Source organism: Pseudomonas sp. LP_7_YM (assembly GCF_004364435.1).
In the GTDB taxonomy this organism is placed as follows: Bacteria; Pseudomonadota; Gammaproteobacteria; order Pseudomonadales; family Pseudomonadaceae; genus Aquipseudomonas.
On the sequence record NZ_SOCT01000002.1, the window covers coordinates 125,621 to 142,843 of the forward strand.

Consider the following 17,223-nt stretch of genomic DNA (forward strand, 5'->3'; position numbering starts at 1 on the left):
CGCATGACATCTCATATCTTCAAACCCGATATGCCACCGCCGGGAAAAGTCTTCGGCCCCGTGGCATGGGTGCGCCAGAACCTGTTCTCGAGCTGGATCAACACGCTGTTGACCCTGTTCGCGGTCTATCTGATCTGGCTGATCGTTCCGCCCCTGCTGGGCTGGTCGCTGTTCGACGCCAATTGGGTCGGCACCACGCGCGCTGATTGCACCAAAGCAGGGGCCTGCTGGGTGTTCATCGAGCAGCGCTTCGGTCAGTTCATGTACGGCTATTACCCACAGGCACTGCGCTGGAGGGTCGACCTGACCGTATGGCTGGCGATCATCGGCGCCGCGCCTTTGTTCATCAAGGCCATGCCACGCAAGGCGATCTACGGCCTGAGCTTTCTGGTGATCTACCCGATTGTCGCCTTCTTCCTGCTCCACGGCGGGATTTTCGGTTTGACCGAAGTGGCGACCAGTCAATGGGGCGGTCTGATGCTGACGTTGGTCATCGCGACCGTAGGCATCGCCGGTGCGCTGCCGCTGGGCGTGGTTCTGGCGCTGGGGCGTCGTTCCGACATGCCGGCGATTCGCGTGCTCTGCGTGACCTTCATCGAGTTCTGGCGCGGCGTTCCGCTGATCACCGTGCTGTTCATGTCCTCGGTGATGCTGCCGCTGTTCCTGCCCGAAGGCATGAATTTCGACAAACTGCTGCGCGCCCTGATCGGCGTGATCATGTTCCAGTCGGCCTACGTGGCCGAAGTGGTGCGTGGCGGCATGCAGGCCATTCCCAAGGGCCAGTACGAAGCGGCTGCGGCCATGGGCCTGGGTTACTGGCGCCGCATGGGCCTGGTGATTCTGCCGCAAGCCTTGAAGCTGGTGATTCCCGGCCTGGTGAACACGGTGATTGCGTTGTTCAAGGACACCAGCCTTGTGATCATCATCGGCCTGTTCGATCTGCTCAATAGCGTCAAGCAAGCTGCCGCCGACCCCAACTGGCTCGGCATGGCGACCGAGGGTTACGTCTTTGCGGCCCTGGTGTTCTGGATCTTCTGTTTCGGCATGTCCCGCTACTCCATGCACCTGGAGCGTAAGTTGGACACAGGCCACAAGCGTTAGGAGTGTTGTGATGATTGAAGCTGTCAGTAAACCGCTGGGCGCCGAAGGCATGATCCGCATGGAGGGCGTACACAAGTGGTACGGCCAGTTCCACGTGTTGAAAGACATCAACCTGAACGTGCGTCAGGGCGAGCGTATCGTGCTGTGCGGCCCGTCGGGTTCGGGCAAGTCGACCACCATCCGCTGCCTCAACCGCCTGGAAGAGCATCAGCAGGGTCGCATCATCGTCGATGGCACCGAGCTGACGTCGGATTTGAAGCAGATCGAAACCATCCGTCGTGAAGTCGGCATGGTGTTCCAGCACTTCAACCTGTTTCCGCACCTGACCATCCTGCAGAACTGCACGCTGGCGCCGATGTGGGTGCGCAAGATGCCAAAGAAAAAGGCCGAAGAAATCGCCATGCACTACCTGGAGCGTGTACGTATTCCAGAGCAAGCGCATAAATACCCCGGACAATTGTCTGGCGGCCAGCAACAGCGTGTGGCCATCGCCCGCGCCCTGTGCATGAAGCCCAAAATCATGCTGTTCGACGAGCCTACCTCGGCCCTCGACCCGGAAATGGTCAAAGAGGTGCTCGACACCATGGTCGGTCTGGCTGAAGAAGGCATGACCATGCTCTGCGTGACCCACGAAATGGGCTTCGCCCGTACCGTGGCCAACCGCGTGATCTTCATGGACAAAGGCGAGATCGTCGAACAGGCCGCGCCCAACGACTTCTTCGACAACCCGCAAAGCGACCGCACCCGATTGTTCCTCAGTCAGATCCTGCACTGATCCGTTCGCTGCTTCATTAAAGAACCCGGGCCGCGTGTCCGGGTTTTTTATGCCTGACGGTACGACTGCTTTGCACGGGCGACCCACGGCTATAGGCGTGAGCTCGCTCATGAAGAGGGCATTACCGCTCACGCAGCTCCACCGCCTGAACGTCACTCTTCGTAGGCAAACTCATTTCCGCCGTTGGTCCCGTCCTTCGGACTTCTCGCTAAAACTGTACGCAATCCCCGCAAAACTTGTGTTCCCTGACGTTCTCCAACAGGATTGCATCTTTGCGCAATGCGCTGTTACATCCTGCCCCCACGAGAATCCCATGACGACCAAGGCGCCACCGGCGAGCGACACGCTACCCCATTCCCCGAAACATCACGAAATCGACGAATTGCTGATCGACGCAGAGGCTGATGACGAGCAGGTTCAACAGCATCATCCGGTGCTGAGGAGGCCGTGGTTTTTGCTGCTCGGGCTGGTGCTGGTGGCTTTGAACCTGCGCCCGGCGCTTTCGAGCATGGCGCCGTTGCTCAGTGAAGTGTCGGCGAGCCTCGGGCTGTCCGCGGCCAGGGCAGGCCTACTGACGACACTGCCGGTGCTGTGCCTGGGGCTGTTCGCGCCTTTGGCGCCGGTGCTGGCGCGTCGGTTCGGCAGTGAGCGTGTGGTGTTGGGCATCCTGATGACCCTGACGTGCGGGATCCTGCTGCGCAGTTCGTTCGGCCAGGTGGGCTTGTTCGCGGGCAGCATTATGGCCGGAGCGAGCATCGGCATCATCGGTGTGCTGTTGCCGGGCATCGTCAAACGTGATTTTGCCAAACAGGCGGGCACCATGACTGGCGTCTACACCATGGCGCTGTGTCTGGGCGCGGCGGTGGCCGCAGGCTCGACCGTGCCGCTGAGTCAGCACTTTGACGACAGCTGGGCCATTGGCCTGGGGTTCTGGATCGTTCCGGCGCTGCTCGCTGCCGTCTTCTGGTGGCCGCAGACACGTCAAAGTCACGGCCAGCATCAGGCTGCCTATCGGGTACGTGGGTTGCGCCGTGACCGTCTGGCCTGGCAAGTGACGGTCTATATGGGGCTGCAATCTTCGCTGGCCTACATCGTGTTTGGCTGGCTGCCGTCGATTCTTATCGGTCGAGGCCTGACACCAACCGAGGCGGGCCTGCTGCTGTCGGGCTCAATCATGGTGCAGTTGCTCAGCTCACTCGCCACGCCATGGCTGGCGACCCGTGGAAAGGATCAGCGTCTGGCGATTGTCCTGGTCATGGTGCTCACCCTGGGCGGTCTGTTCGGTTGCTTGTACGCGCCGGTGAGTCAGCTCTGGGGATGGGGCATCATGCTGGGTCTGGGGCAGGGCGGCACTTTCAGCCTGGCATTGACGTTGATCGTGCTGCGCTCACGCGACTCCCACGTTGCGGCCAATCTGTCGAGCATGGCCCAGGGCTTCGGTTACACGCTGGCTTCCCTTGGGCCGCTTGCGGTGGGTCTGGTGCATGACTGGACCGGAAGCTGGAACCCGGTAGGCTGGATTTTCGGCGTTATCGGCATCGCCGCCATCGTTGCAGGCCTGGGCGCCGGGCGTGCACTTTATGTGGGTGTGACCAGCGAGAAAGTGTGACTCCGGCGATGGCGGAGCGGTGAACAACGACATTCAAGCGCGCCTCGTCTTTCGCGACCGCTTTTGTCTTTGGCGCTGGCGCGTCAGGCATTCGGTGTCAAAGGCGCGCTGCTGGGCTGGACGTCGGTTGTACGGGAAGGGTGAAGGCTTTTGAATCAGGCCGCTTACCCTCTGCTAGAATCGCCGCTCTCATGCTTTCAAAACCGTGATGCCCTATGAATGACACTGCCCTCGTCGCCACTGTGGCTGATGAAATCGTTACGCCAAAGCCCTGGTTTGTGTATCTGGTGCGTGCGGCGAACGGCTCGTTGTACTGCGGCATCAGCGATGACCCGCACAAGCGTTTCGCCAAGCACCAAAGCGGCAAGGGCGCGCGATTCTTCCATTCCAGTCCGGCGGTGGCATTGGTGTACGTGCAGACCCTTGAGAGCAAAGGGGCGGCATTGCGTCAGGAGCTGGCGATCAAGAAGCTCAGTAAGGCGGCCAAGGAACGGCTGGTCACGACCCAGCGATAGCCTGGTCCTCCACGTGATAAGAGAATGGCTGGCGTGCCTGATAGTCGAGGCGAACGATTGGTACCGTATTGCCATTGGCGGCGAGTTTCCTCTGAAAGTTTCGCGCCGCCTCCAACCCTTCTTCGCGTGAGGGCGCGTAGAGAAACACCGCCGGGATGTAGTCTTTCAAGGAGTAACCGTCATCCACGGTGGCCATGATCAGTTCATTCCAGATGAAGTCCAGTGACGGGTAAAGCGGGGCGATGGCAAGGGCGTTATTCCAGCCGGTCTGGCTGTCCACGTTCCATGAGCACTGATTGTGGGTATCGCCTGCCTGCAGGTCGCCGGTGTACTCGACCCACTCTGCGACCGTTCTGATTCCGATGTCTTCACAAGACCCCCAGGCATAGGCGGCATTGCGGTGGGGTACGCCCGGCTGCGGATACACGGCTTGCGTAGTGGGCTTGCTGCCCTGACGACCACAGCCATTGTGGCGCATGTTGCCGCTTGTCGACGCGTCAAACGGATAGAGGCAGATCAATCCTGCGTCGTAGCCGGGCAGACCGTATCGTTCTCCCTCTTTGGCGTTGCGCAAAATAAAGCCCGACGGATTGAGCATCGTGCCGGGGTGCATGTCCTTGCGAATCCATGAAAAGGCAGCGCCACCCTGGGCAATCGCACCGGGGCTGGAGGTCCAGGGCAGGTAATCTCCATCTGATGTTGCCCTGATCAACAGCCCGCTGCAGTAGTAGTGGCCACGGGGGAGGTCGGTGCCAATCTCACGGCAGTCCTTCTGATCATCGTTATAGAGTCGATTAAGGGAGGCCACGACCTCTTCTGGCGACTGTGCAATGTGCGAAGTCTGCAGAGCTGTCGCAATGCCCGGGGCATGTGGGGTTGACGGGGCTGATGAGCAGCCCTGAAGTAACAGGCAAAACGCCAGATGGATGCAGATCATCTTCATGATGGGTGGCTCCTTCCATTGAAAAACCAAGCCTAGCCGGCCCAGCGTTTATATGGGTGTTACCGCGATAACGTGTTGCGATAAGACCGCCGGCCTTTATCGCGAGCCTCTGAATTGGCAGCGTCGTCACTCGACGCCCCTTCAAGGACCTTCTAGGCTGATCGCTTCCCGGACGAGGCTTCGAGCGCAAATGTCAGCATTGATCCTGCATCACTACCCAACCTCCCCGTTCGCCGAAAAGGCGCGTCTGATGCTCGGTTTCAAAGGGCTTTCGTGGCGCTCGGTGGTTATCCCGTCGATCTTGCCAAAGCCCGACCTTACCGCACTCACTGGTGGGTACCGCAAGACGCCAGTGCTGCAGGTCGGCGCGGATATTTATTGCGACAGCGCGCTGATTGCTCGTCGTCTTGAGGCTGAAAAGTCCTCGCCATCCTTTTATCCCGAAGGTCAGGAATTCACCTCCGCGGGCCTGGCGAGCTGGGCAGACTCGGTGCTGTTCCTGCATGCCGTCAGCCTGGTGTTTCAGCCGGCATCACTGGCGGTGCGTTTCGCCAAAGTACCGCCTGACGCGGCGAAAGCCTTCGTCGCTGACCGCTCGGCCTTCTTTGAAGGCGGCAGCGCAACGCGCCTGCCATTGGAGTTGGCGCAGCATCAATGGCCAACCTTAATGAGTCGTTTGCAGACCCAGTTGGAACGTAATGGCGACTTCCTGCTGGGCGTGCCGTCGATTGCCGACTTTTCGGCGGCACACACCTTGTGGTTTCTTAAACAGACGCCCGTCACCGCCCCCTATGTAGACGATTACCCAGCCGTGCTGGCGTGGTATCAGCGGCTCAGCGGTTTTGGTCATGGCGCTGCCAGCGAGCAGAGCTCCACCGAGGCGATTGAGATTGCGCGCAACGCCACGCCCGCGCCTCTTCCGGGCGAAGCTTTCAGCGACCCGAATGGATTCGCATTGGGGGAAAGGGTCGGTGTGTCGGCCGTGGACTACGGTGTGGACCCGGTAGAGGGCGAGCTGCTGTTCAACGGCCGCGAGGAAATCATCCTGCGTCGTGAGGATCCGCGCGCAGGCATCGTGCATGTGCACTTTCCGCGCTATGGCTTTCGGCTCGACAAGCGCTGAGTTACTTCAGCGCTGCCAGGATCTCTTCTGGTGAGAACCCTCTGATCAATGTGCCGTTCACGTCGATCAGAGGGATGCCACGGCCACCCAGCGCCTCGTAGGCTGTGCGGCCTTCCTTGGACTTTTCGATGTCGAACTCGGTGTAGGGTATGCCCTTGCTGTCCAGAAAGCGCCGCGTCTGCTTGCAGTAGCCGCACCAGTCGGTGGCGTACAGCGTGACTTTCGCGTTCGCCTGAACCTGTGCCGACACAGCGGAGGAGGGATGGACGACGTTCTCGATCTTGCCCCAGTTCTGGTACACGACAACCACCAGCATGATCAGCGCAAATTTCTTGAGAGTGCGTATCAGCATGGCGATCAGCGCCGCTTCAACTGGTCGGTCAATTGAGTCGGCAAGCCCTTAATGATCAGGGTGCCTTTTTCTTCGTCGTACTCGATCTTGTCGCCCAGCAAGTGCGCTTCGAAGCTGATCGACAAACCCTCGGCGCGACCGGTAAAACGTCGGAACTGGTTCAGCGTGCGCTTATCGGCAGGGATTTCCGGCGACAGGCCGTAATCCTTGTTGCGGATGTGCTCGTAGAACGCACGCGGGCGGTCTTCGTCAATCAGGCCGGAGAGTTCTTCCAGCGCGATGGGCTCACCCATCTTGCTCTGGCTGCTGGCGTAGTCGACAAGGGCCTTGGTTTTCTCGCGGGTGGACTCTTCAGGCAAGTCTTCGCTCTCGACGAAATCGCTGAAGGCTTTGAGCAGGGTGCGGGTTTCGCCGGGGCCGTCGACGCCTTCCTGGCAGCCGATGAAGTCACGGAAGTACTCGGACACCTTCTTTCCGTTCTTGCCTTTGATGAACGAGATGTACTGCTTGGATGCCTTGTTGTTCTGCCACTCGGAGATGTTGATCCGAGCGGCCAGATGCAGCTGGCCCAGGTCCAGATGCCGTGACGGTGTAACATCCAGCGCCTCATTGACCGCCACACCTTCGCTGTGATGCAGCAGGGCGATGGCCAGGTATTCGGTCATGCCCTGTTGGTAGTGGGCAAACAGTACGTGGCCGCCAACCGACAGGTTGGACTCCTCCATCAGCTTCTGCAGGTGCTCGACCGCGACGCGGCTGAAAGCGGTGAAGTCCTTGCTTTGGTCCACGTATTCCTTCAGCCAGCCGCTGAACGGGTGAGCGCCGGATTCGGGGTGGAACAAACCCCAGGCCTTGCCTTGTTTGGCGTTATAGCTCTCGTTGAGGTCGGCCAGCATGTTCTCGATGGCCTGGGACTCCGCGAGTTCGGAATCTCGGGCGTGAAGAACTGCGGGCGTACCGTCGGGTTTCTTCTCGATCAGGTGAACGATGGCATGACGAATCGGCATTGATTTCTCGGCTGCTGAAGTGGAACTGAACGGGTGCAAGCTTGGCCCGTGGAAAGTCGGCCAGTGTACCCCACACCGCCTTTGAGCGCGCTGGAGAGGCCTGAAACAGGGCTTCATACCCATTAATATGACTTTTTTGCGCCGCAATCGTAATAAAGCTGACCAAATGGGCAGTCAGGTGCGGATATTTGCCCGGCTCTGTGCTAGTTTTGCCCGGTCTTGCGCACCTGAACGCGCCAAGCATGCAGTTTGTGGGCGTTTGGCCGAACCAAAGGCCAATTTCAGTATCTACATTTCGCGTCTGTGCACACGCTGCAAACCATATGAATTTGATAGGGAAGGAACACCACCATGGCTCTGACTAAAGACCAATTGATCGCCGATATCGCAGAAGCTATCGACGCGCCTAAAACCACCGCGCGCAACGCTCTCGACCAATTGGGCCAAATCGTCGCCGACCAACTGGAAAATGGCGGCGAGATCACCCTGCCAGGTATCGGTAAGCTGAAAGTGACCGAGCGTCCTGCCCGTACCGGCCGTAACCCTTCGACTGGCGCTGCCATCGAAATCGCTGCCAAGAAAGTGATCAAGCTGGTTGTGGCTAAAGGCCTGACTGACGCAGTCAACAAGTAAGCGAACACGCTGCCTGTTTGAGAACCGTGTGACGGAGCGATCCGGACACGGTTTTTTTATGCCTGCGAGTTGGAATGCAAGCCACTCTTGCGGCAAGAATCAGCATGGTTTTCATTTAGAGCCCGGCGCCCGGCGCCCATCGCTCCGCTCGCCATGCCGCCTGCTGCGCCTTGTCCTGAAATGTCCAGGCGACGAAGCGGCTCTGTTTCTGGCCTTGCGACATTTCCACGACTCGACTTTCCACCGCCCCCACTTTCTTTAGCGTGCTCTGAATCTGCGGCAGGTTCGAGGCCTTGGACACCAGCGTGCTGAACCACAGCACCTGAGCCGGCACTTTGGCGCTCTCTGCAATCAGTTGCGCGACGAAACGCGCTTCACCGCCTTCGCACCACAATTCAGATGCCTGGCCACCGAAGTTCAGCACCGGCAGTTTGCGCTTGGGATCGGCTTTGCCCAATGCACGCCATTTGCGCTGGCTGCCGCGCAGGGCCTCATCGGCGGACGCATGGAAGGGCGGGTTGCACAGGCTGATGTCGAAGCGCTCGTCGGCCAGCAGCAGCTCCACAAGGATGTGCTTGCGCTCGTTCTGCTGGCGCAGGCTGATGGCCTTGCCCAAATTGTTCGCCTTGACGATGGTCGAAGCTGAGGCCAATGCCAGCTTGTCGATATCCGAACCCAGGAAGTGCCAGCCGTACTCACCGTTGCCAATCAGCGGATAGACGCAGTTGGCGCCGGTCCCGACGTCCAGCGCCCTGATCGCTGCGCCGCGAGGGATGACCCCGTCGTTTTGCTCGGCCAGCAGGTCGGCGAGAAAGTGCAGGTAATCGGCACGGCCAGGAATCGGCGGGCACAGATAGTCTGCCGGTATGTCCCAGTGAGCGATGCCGTAGAAAGCCTTGAGCAACGCACGGTTGAATACCCGAACGGCCGCCGGATTGGCGAAGTCGATGCTTTCCTTGCCATAGGGGTTGGTGATCACGAACTTGCCCAGCTCAGGGCTGCTCTTGATCAGGCGCGGGAAGTCGTAATGGCCCTGATGGCGATTGCGCGGGTGCAGGCTGGCTTTTTCTCGCGGCTCGGCGTTCGTCTTATTGGGTGCGCACGCTGTTGCGGGCTTGGTTTTTTTGCGGCGCGGGTTGGGCTTGTTGTCTGATGCGGTCATGTCAAGTCAGGTCTCTTAAGAACACAAAACCCTGTAGGAACGTGTTCCTACAGGGTTCGTGGTCATCAGCCAGGCTGGCTTCAGGCGGGCTGTGTATTTCACTTACAAACTGGCGATCCGTGCGTGTTGCTCGGCCAGTTTGCTTAGCGCCTGTTCGGCTTCGCCGAGTTTCGCGCGCTCCTTGGCGATGACTTCAGGCGGCGCCTTGTCAACGAACGAGGCGTTGGACAGCTTGCCGCCCACACGTTGCACTTCGCCTTGCAGACGCTGGATTTCCTTGTCCAGACGCGCCAGCTCTGCGCCCTTGTCGATCAGGCCCGCCATGGGCACCAGCACTTCCATTTCGCCGACCAGTGCCGTTGCCGACAATGGCGCTTCGGTGCCCGCCGCGAGCACGGTGAACGATTCGAGCTTGGCCAGTTTCTTGAGCAGATGCTCGTTCTCGTTCAGGCGGCGCTGGTCTTCAGCGCTGACGTTCTTGAGGAACAACTGCAATGGCTTGCCTGGACCGATGTTCATCTCGCCGCGAATATTTCGCACGCCGAGCATCAGGCTCTTGAGCCATTCGATGTCGCCTTCGGCAGCCGCATCGATGCGAGCTTCGTTCGCCACCGGCCACGGTTGCAGCATGATGGTCTTGCCTTCGACGCCGGCCAGCGGCGCGAGGCGCTGCCAGATTTCTTCGGTGATGAATGGCATGAACGGATGCGCCAGACGCAGCGCCACTTCCAGAACGCGAACCAGCGTGCGACGGGTGCCGCGCTGACGTTCAATGGGCGAGTTCTCGTCCCACAGCACGGGCTTGGACAACTCCAGATACCAGTCGCAATACTGGTTCCAGATGAACTCGTACAGCGCCTGCGCCGCGAGGTCGAAACGGAACTGATCCAGTTGGCGTGTCACTTCGGCTTCGGTACGTTGCAGCTGCGAGATGATCCAGCGATCCGGCAGCGACAGCTCGACCGCTTCGCCGTTCTGACCACAGTCTTCGCCCTTGTCCAGCACGTAGCGCGCAGCGTTCCAGATCTTGTTGCAGAAGTTGCGATAGCCTTCGACGCGGCCCATATCGAACTTGATGTCGCGACCGGTAGAGGCCAGCGAGCAGAAGGTGAAACGCAGGGCATCGGTGCCGTAGCTGGCGATGCCGTCAGCAAATTCATCACGGGTCTGTTTTTCGATCTTCTTCGCCAGCTTCGGCTGCATCATGCCGGAGGTGCGTTTGTGCACCAGTGTTTCAAGGTCGATACCGTCGATGATGTCCAGTGGGTCCAGAACGTTGCCCTTGGACTTGGACATCTTCTGACCCTGGCCGTCGCGGACCAGACCGTGCACGTACACGGTCTTGAACGGAACCTGTGGGGTGCCGTCTTCATTCTTCACCAGATGCAGGGTGAGCATGATCATCCGGGCGACCCAGAAGAAAATGATGTCGAAACCGGTGACCAACACGTCGGTCGGGTGGAAGGTTTTCAGGAACTCGGTCTGCTCAGGCCAGCCCAGCGTGGAGAAGGTCCACAGGCCCGAACTGAACCAGGTGTCGAGCACGTCGTTGTCCTGTTGCAGCGCAACGTCAGGTCCGAGGCTGTGCTTGGTACGCACTTCGGCTTCGTCGCGACCGACGTAGACTTTGCCCGACTCGTCATACCAGGCCGGGATGCGGTGGCCCCACCAGAGCTGACGGCTGATGCACCAGTCCTGGATGTCCCGCATCCACGAGAAGTACATGTTTTCGTATTGTTTGGGGACGAAGGCGATGCGGCCATCTTCAACGGCGGCAATGGCAGGCTCGGCCAGCGGCTTGGTGGAGACGTACCACTGGTCAGTCAGCCACGGCTCGATGATCGTGCCGGAGCGGTCGCCCTTCGGTACTTTCAGTCCGTGGTCATCGACGCTGACCAGCAGGCCGACGGCGTCAAAGGCGGCAACGATCTGCTTGCGCGCTTCGAAGCGATCCAGGCCGGCGTATTGAGCCGGCAGGCTGCCGTCGATGGTTTCGTTCAGCGTGCCGTCGAGGTTGAACACCTGGGCGGCAGGCAGAACGGCGGCGTTCTTGTCGAAGATGTTCAGCAGCGGCAGGTTATGGCGCTTGCCGACTTCGTAGTCGTTGAAATCGTGTGCCGGGGTGATCTTCACGCAGCCGGTGCCGAACTCGGGGTCGCAGTAATCGTCAGCGATGATCGGGATGCGACGACCCACCAGCGGCAGCTCGACGAACTTGCCGATCAGCGCCTTGTAGCGCTCGTCAGTCGGGTTCACCGCAACGGCGGCGTCGCCCAGCATGGTTTCCGGGCGGGTGGTGGCGACGATCAGGTAGTCCAGACCTTCGGCGGTTTTTACGCCGTCGGCCAACGGATAACGCAGATTCCACAGGTGGCCTTTCTCGTCGTGGTTTTCCACTTCGAGATCGGAAATAGCCGTGTGCAACTTGGTGTCCCAGTTGACCAGGCGCTTGCCGCGGTAGATCAGGCCGTCTTCATGCAAGCGCACGAAGGCTTCTTTTACGGCCTCGGACAGGCCGTCGTCCATGGTGAAGCGCTCACGGCTCCAGTCGACGGACGAGCCCAGGCGACGGATCTGACGGCTGATGTTACCGCCGGACTGATCCTTCCACTCCCAGACCTTTTCGAGGAATTTCTCACGACCCAAGTCATGACGGCTCTGGCCCTGAGCTTCGAGCTGACGCTCTACCAGCATTTGCGTGGCGATACCGGCGTGGTCGGTGCCTGGCTGCCAGAGCGTGTTGCGACCCTGCATCCGCCGAAACCGAATCAAGGCGTCCATGATCGCGTTGTTGAAGCCATGGCCCATATGCAGGCTGCCGGTGACGTTCGGCGGCGGAATCATGATGGTGTACGAGTCGCCCGCGCCTTGCGGAGCGAAATAATTTTCGGACTCCCAGGTCTGATACCAGGAAGTTTCGATGGCGTGCGGCTGGTAGGTCTTGTCCATGCGCGGCGGGAACCTGATCTGCTTTGAGTCGGAAAAGCCGGTAAGTATAGCCGCGGGGACAGCCACAAGCCACAAGCTCCAGGAGGACAGTGGCTGGCTCTGGTTTCTGCTTGCAGCTTAAAGCGTGGCGCTTGTAGCTGAGGTAAGGAGCCGCTCCATCCGCGCTTCGAGGCGACGCTTGATTTCGTTTTCGATGTGCGGGGCGAAGTCGTTGATCACGTCCTGCAAGATCAATTGCGCGGCGGCGCGCAGTTCGTTGTCAAGGTGCAGCAGATCCTCCGGATTCGGCGGGCTGACTGACTGCGCCGGTTCTTCCTTTTGCGGCGCTATGGCGGCCACGGGTGCGTCGGTGAGCACGGGCATTTGCTGATCATGTTCATCGGCGCTGATCACCTTACCGGTAACCACATCGAACAACAGGGGAATCTGGCCGTCATCGTGAACCGTGTCGGTCAGCAGTGGCGGCTGCAGGCCATCGTCGCCGAGCAGTTGGCGGATTGACTCGAGGTCATCTAGCAAGTGCGCGGAGTCTTTCAGATTTTTAGAAGTGTCCATCGTATGCTCAAAGACGCTGCAATCGGTGATCTTGCAGAGGATAGCCCTGTTCACGGTAGAAGCGAAAACTCTCTCGCGCTGCCAGCCGGATGGGCGGATCTTCCACAACGATCTCTGCTATGCGGGCGAATCGTTTAAAAAAATCGGGGATGCGCAGGTCGAGATTGACCAGCAAATCCTGATGTGAGCCGGGGTCGGTGCCGATGCCCAACGCGACGGGAGCGTCCAGATCGTCCTCAATCGGGCCATGGGGCAGGAAGGTTTCGCCCCTGAAGCGCCAAAGGCGAGCGTCAAGCTCTGCGCGCTGTTCGGCGTCGCTGCAATGCAGATACACCTTGTGACCGAGGCGCCAGGCCTTGTCGGTCAGTTTGCAAGCGAAGTCCAGCCGCGCGAGCGGGTCGGCGCTGGGCAGGATATAAAAGTCGACTTGGGTCATGAAGATTCCAGAACACATGCCCTGCCGACCCTGACCGATGCCAGGGTTGGCAGGTGCAAGGCGCCTTACACGCCGGCGCGGTCGAGCAGGTACTGAGTCAGCAGGGGAACCGGGCGGCCAGTGGCGCCCTTGTCCTTGCCACCGCTCAGCCATGCAGTACCGGCGATGTCCAGGTGCGCCCATTCATAGGCTTTGGCGAAGCGCGAGAGGAAGCAGGCCGCTGTAATGGTGCCGCCCTTCGGACCACCAATGTTGGCGATGTCGGCGAACGGGCTGTCCAGTTGCTCCTGGTATTCATCGAACAGCGGCAGCTGCCACGCACGGTCGTCCGCGCGTTTACCAGCATCGAGCACCTGATTGATCAACGCATCGCTGTTGCCCAGCAGCCCCGAGGTGTGGCCACCCAGTGCAACAACACAAGCGCCGGTCAGCGTCGCGATATCGATCACGGCCTGTGGCTTGAAGCGCTCGGCGTAGGTCAGGGCATCGCACAGCACCAGACGGCCTTCGGCGTCGGTGTTGAGAATTTCCACGGTCTGGCCGCTCATGGTCTTGACGATGTCGCCCGGGCGGGTCGCGTTGCCACTTGGCATGTTTTCCGCCGCTGCAATGATGCACACCAGATTGATCGGCAGTTGCAGTTGCAACACCGCGTTCAGGGTGCCGAACACGCTGGCTGCGCCGCACATGTCGAACTTCATTTCGTCCATGCCCAGGCCCGGTTTCAGGCTGATGCCACCGGTGTCGAAGGTGATTCCTTTACCGACCAGCACGAACGGTTTTTCGCTTTTTTTGCCATTGGAATACTGCATGACGATCAGCCGCGGCGGCTGGGCGCTGCCCTGACCCACGGCCAGGAACGAACCCATGCCCAGGTCTGCGATTTTCTTCTCGTCGAAAACCTCAACCTTCAGGCCCTTGTTCGCCTTGCCCAGCGCCTTGGCTTGTTCGCCAAGGTAGGTCGGGTGGCAGATATTGGGCGGCATGTTGCCAAGATCGCGAGTCACCGCCATGCCTGCAGCGATGGCCTGAGCGTGTCTGGCGGCGCGTTCGACTTCGACAGCGGCAGACCTGGCGGTCAGCAGGGTGATCTTCTTCAGGGCGCGCGGGTCGACTTTCTGGCTTTTGAATTGATCGAACACATATTCGCCATCGGCCAGCGTCTCCACCAGCAGGCGGTTCTTGCCGTAGATGTCACGGTTCTTGACGTTCAGGTGATCCAGCGCAAAGGCCGCGTCGGTGCCGCCCAGACTTTTCAGAGTGCTGAGCACGCCGCTGATGATCTTGCGGAATTGACGGTCGGTGAGTTCGGGTTCCTTGCCACTGCCGACCAGCAGAACGCGTTCGGCCTTGAGGTTGGGCAGGCTGTGCAGCAGCAGGCTCTGGCCCACTTTACCGGCCAGGTCACCGCGCTTGAGCACGGCGCTGATCGCGCCGCCGCTCAGGGTGTCGATACTTTGGGCAGTATCGCTCAGGGTACGGCCTTCACCGACAGCGACCACCAGTGTGGCGGTCTTGAAGGTTTCTGCACTGACGCTCTTAACAACCAATTCCATGTCGGGGTCCCCGATTAAGCTGTGGGTTATCGCAAAATGAATGCGCGGCTCGGCGGCTGCCAATGACCGGCAGCACGGCGTTTGCGGCAAGGCCCGCAGTTTGACCCCGCCAAAGGACCCATGACAACCCCGTTAAGTACGCCTGCGTCAGCTCGGGTTAAGGAAGTATCCGGCGCGCTCAGTGACAGACACGCCCAATCACAGGATAATGCCGCATATTTTTTCGCTGGTTCGCGGTCGCGCGCGCCATGATTGACCCATTTCCTTGTCAGGCTTGCTGAGCGTGACGACCCTGGAGTGTCTGGTTTGATTGTCTTCCGTTACCTGTCCCGAGAAGTGCTGGTTACCTTGAGCGCTGTGAGCGCCGTGCTGCTGGTAATCATCATGAGTGGCCGCTTCATCAAGTACCTGGCCCAGGCTGCATCCGGCGCTCTGGATCCCGGCGTGCTGTTCATGATCATGGGGTTCCGTCTTCCCGGCTTCCTGCAATTGATTCTGCCGCTGGGTCTGTTCCTCGGCATATTGCTGGCCTATGGACGCTTGTATCTGGAAAGCGAAATGACCGTTCTGGCGGCCACCGGGATGAGCCAGCAACGTCTGCTGTGGATGACCCTGGCGCCTGCCGCCCTGGTGTCTCTGCTGGTGGCGTGGCTCAGCTTCAGCCTGGCACCGCAAGGCGCGACCCAGTTCCAGCTGCTGATCAACAAGCAGGATGCGATGACCGAGTTCGACACGCTGGTGCCTGGCCGATTCCAGTTGCTGCGTGACGGCAGCCGCGTGACCTATACCGAAACCATGACCGATGACCGGATCAACCTGGGCGGCGTCTTCATCTCCGAAAAGAAACTGGATGAGAAGAAGGATCACGGCATCACCGTGCTGGTCGCCGAGAGCGGCAAGCAGGAGATCAAGCCCGACGGCAGTCGCTATCTGATTCTGAACAACGGCTACCGCTACGACGGGAATCCGGGCCAGGCCGACTACCGCTCGATCAAATACGACACCTATGGTGCGCTGCTGCCGAAACCGGACATCAGTGACGAAATCACTGACCGTGACGCCATTCCTACCGGTGAGCTGCTCACCGGTGAAAGTTCGCTGCGCAACAAGGCCGAACTGCAGTGGCGAATCTCGCTGCCCATTCTGGTGTTCATCGTGACGCTGATGGCGGTGCCGCTTGCACGCGTCAACCCTCGTCAGGGCCGCTTCCTCAAGTTGTTGCCTGCAATCCTGCTGTACATGGCTTATCTCACCATCCTGATTGCCGCCCGCGGTGCATTGGAGAAGGGTAAGATTCCGGGGCCACTGGGCTTGTGGTGGGTGCATGCGATCTTTCTCTCCATCGGGCTGGGACTGCTGTACTGGGAGCCGTTGCGCCTGAAAATGGCAAGTCGCCGCGATGCGTCGGAGGTGGCTCATGGTTAAGCTGGATAGGTACATCGGCAAAAGTGTGTTCATGGCGATTCTTGCCGTACTGGGCATCATTCTCGGCCTGGCTTCGCTGTTTGCGTTCATCGACGAGATGGCCGACATCAGCGATACCTACACCTTCTGGGACGCTGGCAGTTACGTGTTGATGACCGCGCCGCGCCGTCTCTACGACATGCTGCCGATGGCCGCGCTGATCGGCTGTCTGATCGGCCTCGGCGCATTGGCCAGCAACAGCGAACTGACCATCATGCGCGCCGCGGGTGTGTCCGTCGGGCGCATCGTCTGGGCTGTCATGAAGCCGATGCTGTTGCTGATGGTGGCGGGCCTGTTGATTGGTGAATATGTTGCGCCGGTCACTGAAGCACAGGCGCAGGCCGCGCGCTCGCTGGCCCAGGGAACGGGTGATGCGCAGAGCGCTCGCCATGGTTTGTGGCATCGCCAGGGTGACGAGTTCATCCATATCAATACTGTTCAGCCCAATGGCTTGTTGTACGGCGTGACCCGTTATCGTTTCGATGATCAGCGTCACATGATCAGCGCCAGTTTTGCCAAGCAGGCGAACTACAAGACTGATTACTGGCAGCTCAAGGACGTCGCAACAACGCTGTTCCATGAGGGCCGCACCGAGGTGGTCAACACGCCCGAAGAGCGTTGGAACATCGCGCTCAGCCCGCAGCTGTTGAGCACCGTGGTGCTGCCGCCCGAATCACTGTCGATGACCGGGCTATATGGCTATGCTCACTATCTGGCCGATCAGGGTCTGGCTAACGGTCGCTACTGGCTGGCGTTCTACACCAAGATTCTGCAGCCATTGGTGACGGTGGCGCTGGTGTTGATGGCCATCTCGTTCATCTTTGGTCCGCTGCGTTCGGTCACTCTGGGGCAGCGAGTCTTCACAGGTGTACTGGTGGGGTTCACCTTCCGTATCGCGCAGGACCTGCTGGGTCCATCCAGTCTGGTATTCGGCTTCTCGCCGCTGTTCGCGGTGCTGGTGCCTGCCGGTATCTGTGCACTGGCGGGCATCTGGCTGCTCCGTCGAGCGGGTTGAACATCGGCGTGTAACAAAAAGCCGACTT

Annotated in this window: 16 protein-coding genes; 8 read left to right on the forward strand and 8 right to left on the reverse strand. The window is 59.8% G+C overall.

Features of this window, described 5'->3' with window-relative positions; translation table 11 throughout:
• The first annotated feature begins 3 nt into the window (after positions 1–3).
• From EC915_RS05605 to EC915_RS05620, 4 genes are all read left to right on the forward strand, one after another.
• Positions 4–1,101, forward strand: coding sequence for an amino acid ABC transporter permease (locus tag EC915_RS05605; RefSeq protein ID WP_133749547.1), 1,098 nt, complete (start codon positions 4–6; stop codon positions 1,099–1,101).
• Between the two features lie 10 nt (positions 1,102–1,111).
• The gene (locus tag EC915_RS05610; protein ID WP_133749548.1) at positions 1,112–1,876 is read left to right on the forward strand and encodes an amino acid ABC transporter ATP-binding protein; all 765 of its coding nucleotides are present in this window, start codon (positions 1,112–1,114) and stop codon (positions 1,874–1,876) included.
• Between the two features lie 313 nt (positions 1,877–2,189).
• Positions 2,190–3,485 carry a CynX/NimT family MFS transporter gene (locus EC915_RS05615; RefSeq protein ID WP_133749549.1) on the forward strand — a complete coding sequence of 432 codons (1,296 nt, stop codon included), beginning with the start codon at positions 2,190–2,192 and terminating at the stop codon, positions 3,483–3,485.
• A gap of 215 nt (positions 3,486–3,700) precedes the next feature.
• Positions 3,701–4,000 carry a GIY-YIG nuclease family protein gene (locus EC915_RS05620; RefSeq protein ID WP_133749550.1) on the forward strand — a complete coding sequence of 100 codons (300 nt, stop codon included), beginning with the start codon at positions 3,701–3,703 and terminating at the stop codon, positions 3,998–4,000.
• Here the strand turns inward: EC915_RS05620 and EC915_RS05625 are convergent.
• Positions 3,984–4,943, reverse strand: a complete 960-nt coding sequence (locus EC915_RS05625) for a hypothetical protein (RefSeq protein ID WP_133749551.1) — start codon at positions 4,941–4,943, stop codon at positions 3,984–3,986. The genes EC915_RS05620 and EC915_RS05625 overlap by 17 nt on opposite strands.
• A 190-nt stretch (positions 4,944–5,133) precedes the next feature.
• Here EC915_RS05625 and EC915_RS05630 point away from each other — a divergent pair, with 190 nt between their 5' ends.
• Entirely contained in the window at positions 5,134–6,066 is a 933-nt protein-coding gene (locus tag EC915_RS05630; protein ID WP_133749552.1) for a glutathione S-transferase family protein, read from the forward strand.
• A 1-nt stretch (position 6,067) separates the two neighbouring features.
• Here the strand turns inward: EC915_RS05630 and EC915_RS05635 are convergent, their stop codons facing one another.
• Both EC915_RS05635 and yejK read right to left on the reverse strand, forming a co-directional pair.
• Positions 6,068–6,418: a glutaredoxin family protein gene (locus tag EC915_RS05635; protein ID WP_133749553.1), complete on the reverse strand. Its 351-nt coding sequence runs from the start codon at positions 6,416–6,418 to the stop codon at positions 6,068–6,070.
• Positions 6,419–6,423: 5 nt separating this feature from the next.
• Positions 6,424–7,425 carry a nucleoid-associated protein YejK gene (yejK, locus tag EC915_RS05640; protein WP_133749554.1) on the reverse strand — a complete coding sequence of 334 codons (1,002 nt, stop codon included), beginning with the start codon at positions 7,423–7,425 and terminating at the stop codon, positions 6,424–6,426.
• Positions 7,426–7,776: 351 nt separating this feature from the next.
• Between yejK and EC915_RS05645 the strand changes: the two genes are divergently transcribed.
• Complete coding sequence (locus tag EC915_RS05645; RefSeq protein WP_007905514.1) at positions 7,777–8,058, forward strand: HU family DNA-binding protein; 282 nt, start codon at positions 7,777–7,779, stop codon at positions 8,056–8,058.
• Between the two features lie 115 nt (positions 8,059–8,173).
• Here the strand turns inward: EC915_RS05645 and rlmF are convergent, their stop codons facing one another.
• The 5 genes from rlmF to EC915_RS05670 form a co-directional block, all read right to left on the reverse strand.
• Positions 8,174–9,220 (reverse strand): 23S rRNA (adenine(1618)-N(6))-methyltransferase RlmF, encoded by a 1,047-nt coding sequence (rlmF, locus tag EC915_RS05650; RefSeq protein WP_133749555.1) that lies wholly within the window; start codon positions 9,218–9,220, stop codon positions 8,174–8,176.
• Positions 9,221–9,322: 102 nt separating this feature from the next.
• Positions 9,323–12,169, reverse strand: coding sequence for a valine--tRNA ligase (locus EC915_RS05655; protein WP_133749556.1), 2,847 nt, complete (start codon positions 12,167–12,169; stop codon positions 9,323–9,325).
• Between the two features lie 117 nt (positions 12,170–12,286).
• Positions 12,287–12,724, reverse strand: a complete 438-nt coding sequence (locus tag EC915_RS05660) for a DNA polymerase III subunit chi (RefSeq protein ID WP_133749557.1) — start codon at positions 12,722–12,724, stop codon at positions 12,287–12,289.
• A gap of 7 nt (positions 12,725–12,731) precedes the next feature.
• On the reverse strand, positions 12,732–13,160 hold the full coding sequence (locus EC915_RS05665; protein ID WP_133749558.1) for a DNA polymerase III subunit chi: 429 nt from the start codon (positions 13,158–13,160) through the stop codon (positions 12,732–12,734).
• A 65-nt stretch (positions 13,161–13,225) separates the two neighbouring features.
• The gene (locus EC915_RS05670; protein ID WP_133749559.1) at positions 13,226–14,716 is read right to left on the reverse strand and encodes a leucyl aminopeptidase; all 1,491 of its coding nucleotides are present in this window, start codon (positions 14,714–14,716) and stop codon (positions 13,226–13,228) included.
• Positions 14,717–15,022: 306 nt separating this feature from the next.
• On the opposite strand from EC915_RS05670, the gene lptF reads away from it, so the two are divergent.
• Together lptF and lptG are read left to right on the forward strand one after the other, a co-directional pair.
• The gene (lptF, locus tag EC915_RS05675; RefSeq protein WP_133749560.1) at positions 15,023–16,141 is read left to right on the forward strand and encodes an LPS export ABC transporter permease LptF; all 1,119 of its coding nucleotides are present in this window, start codon (positions 15,023–15,025) and stop codon (positions 16,139–16,141) included.
• Entirely contained in the window at positions 16,134–17,195 is a 1,062-nt protein-coding gene (lptG, locus tag EC915_RS05680) for an LPS export ABC transporter permease LptG (RefSeq protein WP_133749561.1), read from the forward strand. The genes lptF and lptG overlap by 8 nt, the downstream gene beginning before the upstream one ends.
• The last annotated feature ends 28 nt before the right edge of the window (positions 17,196–17,223 follow it).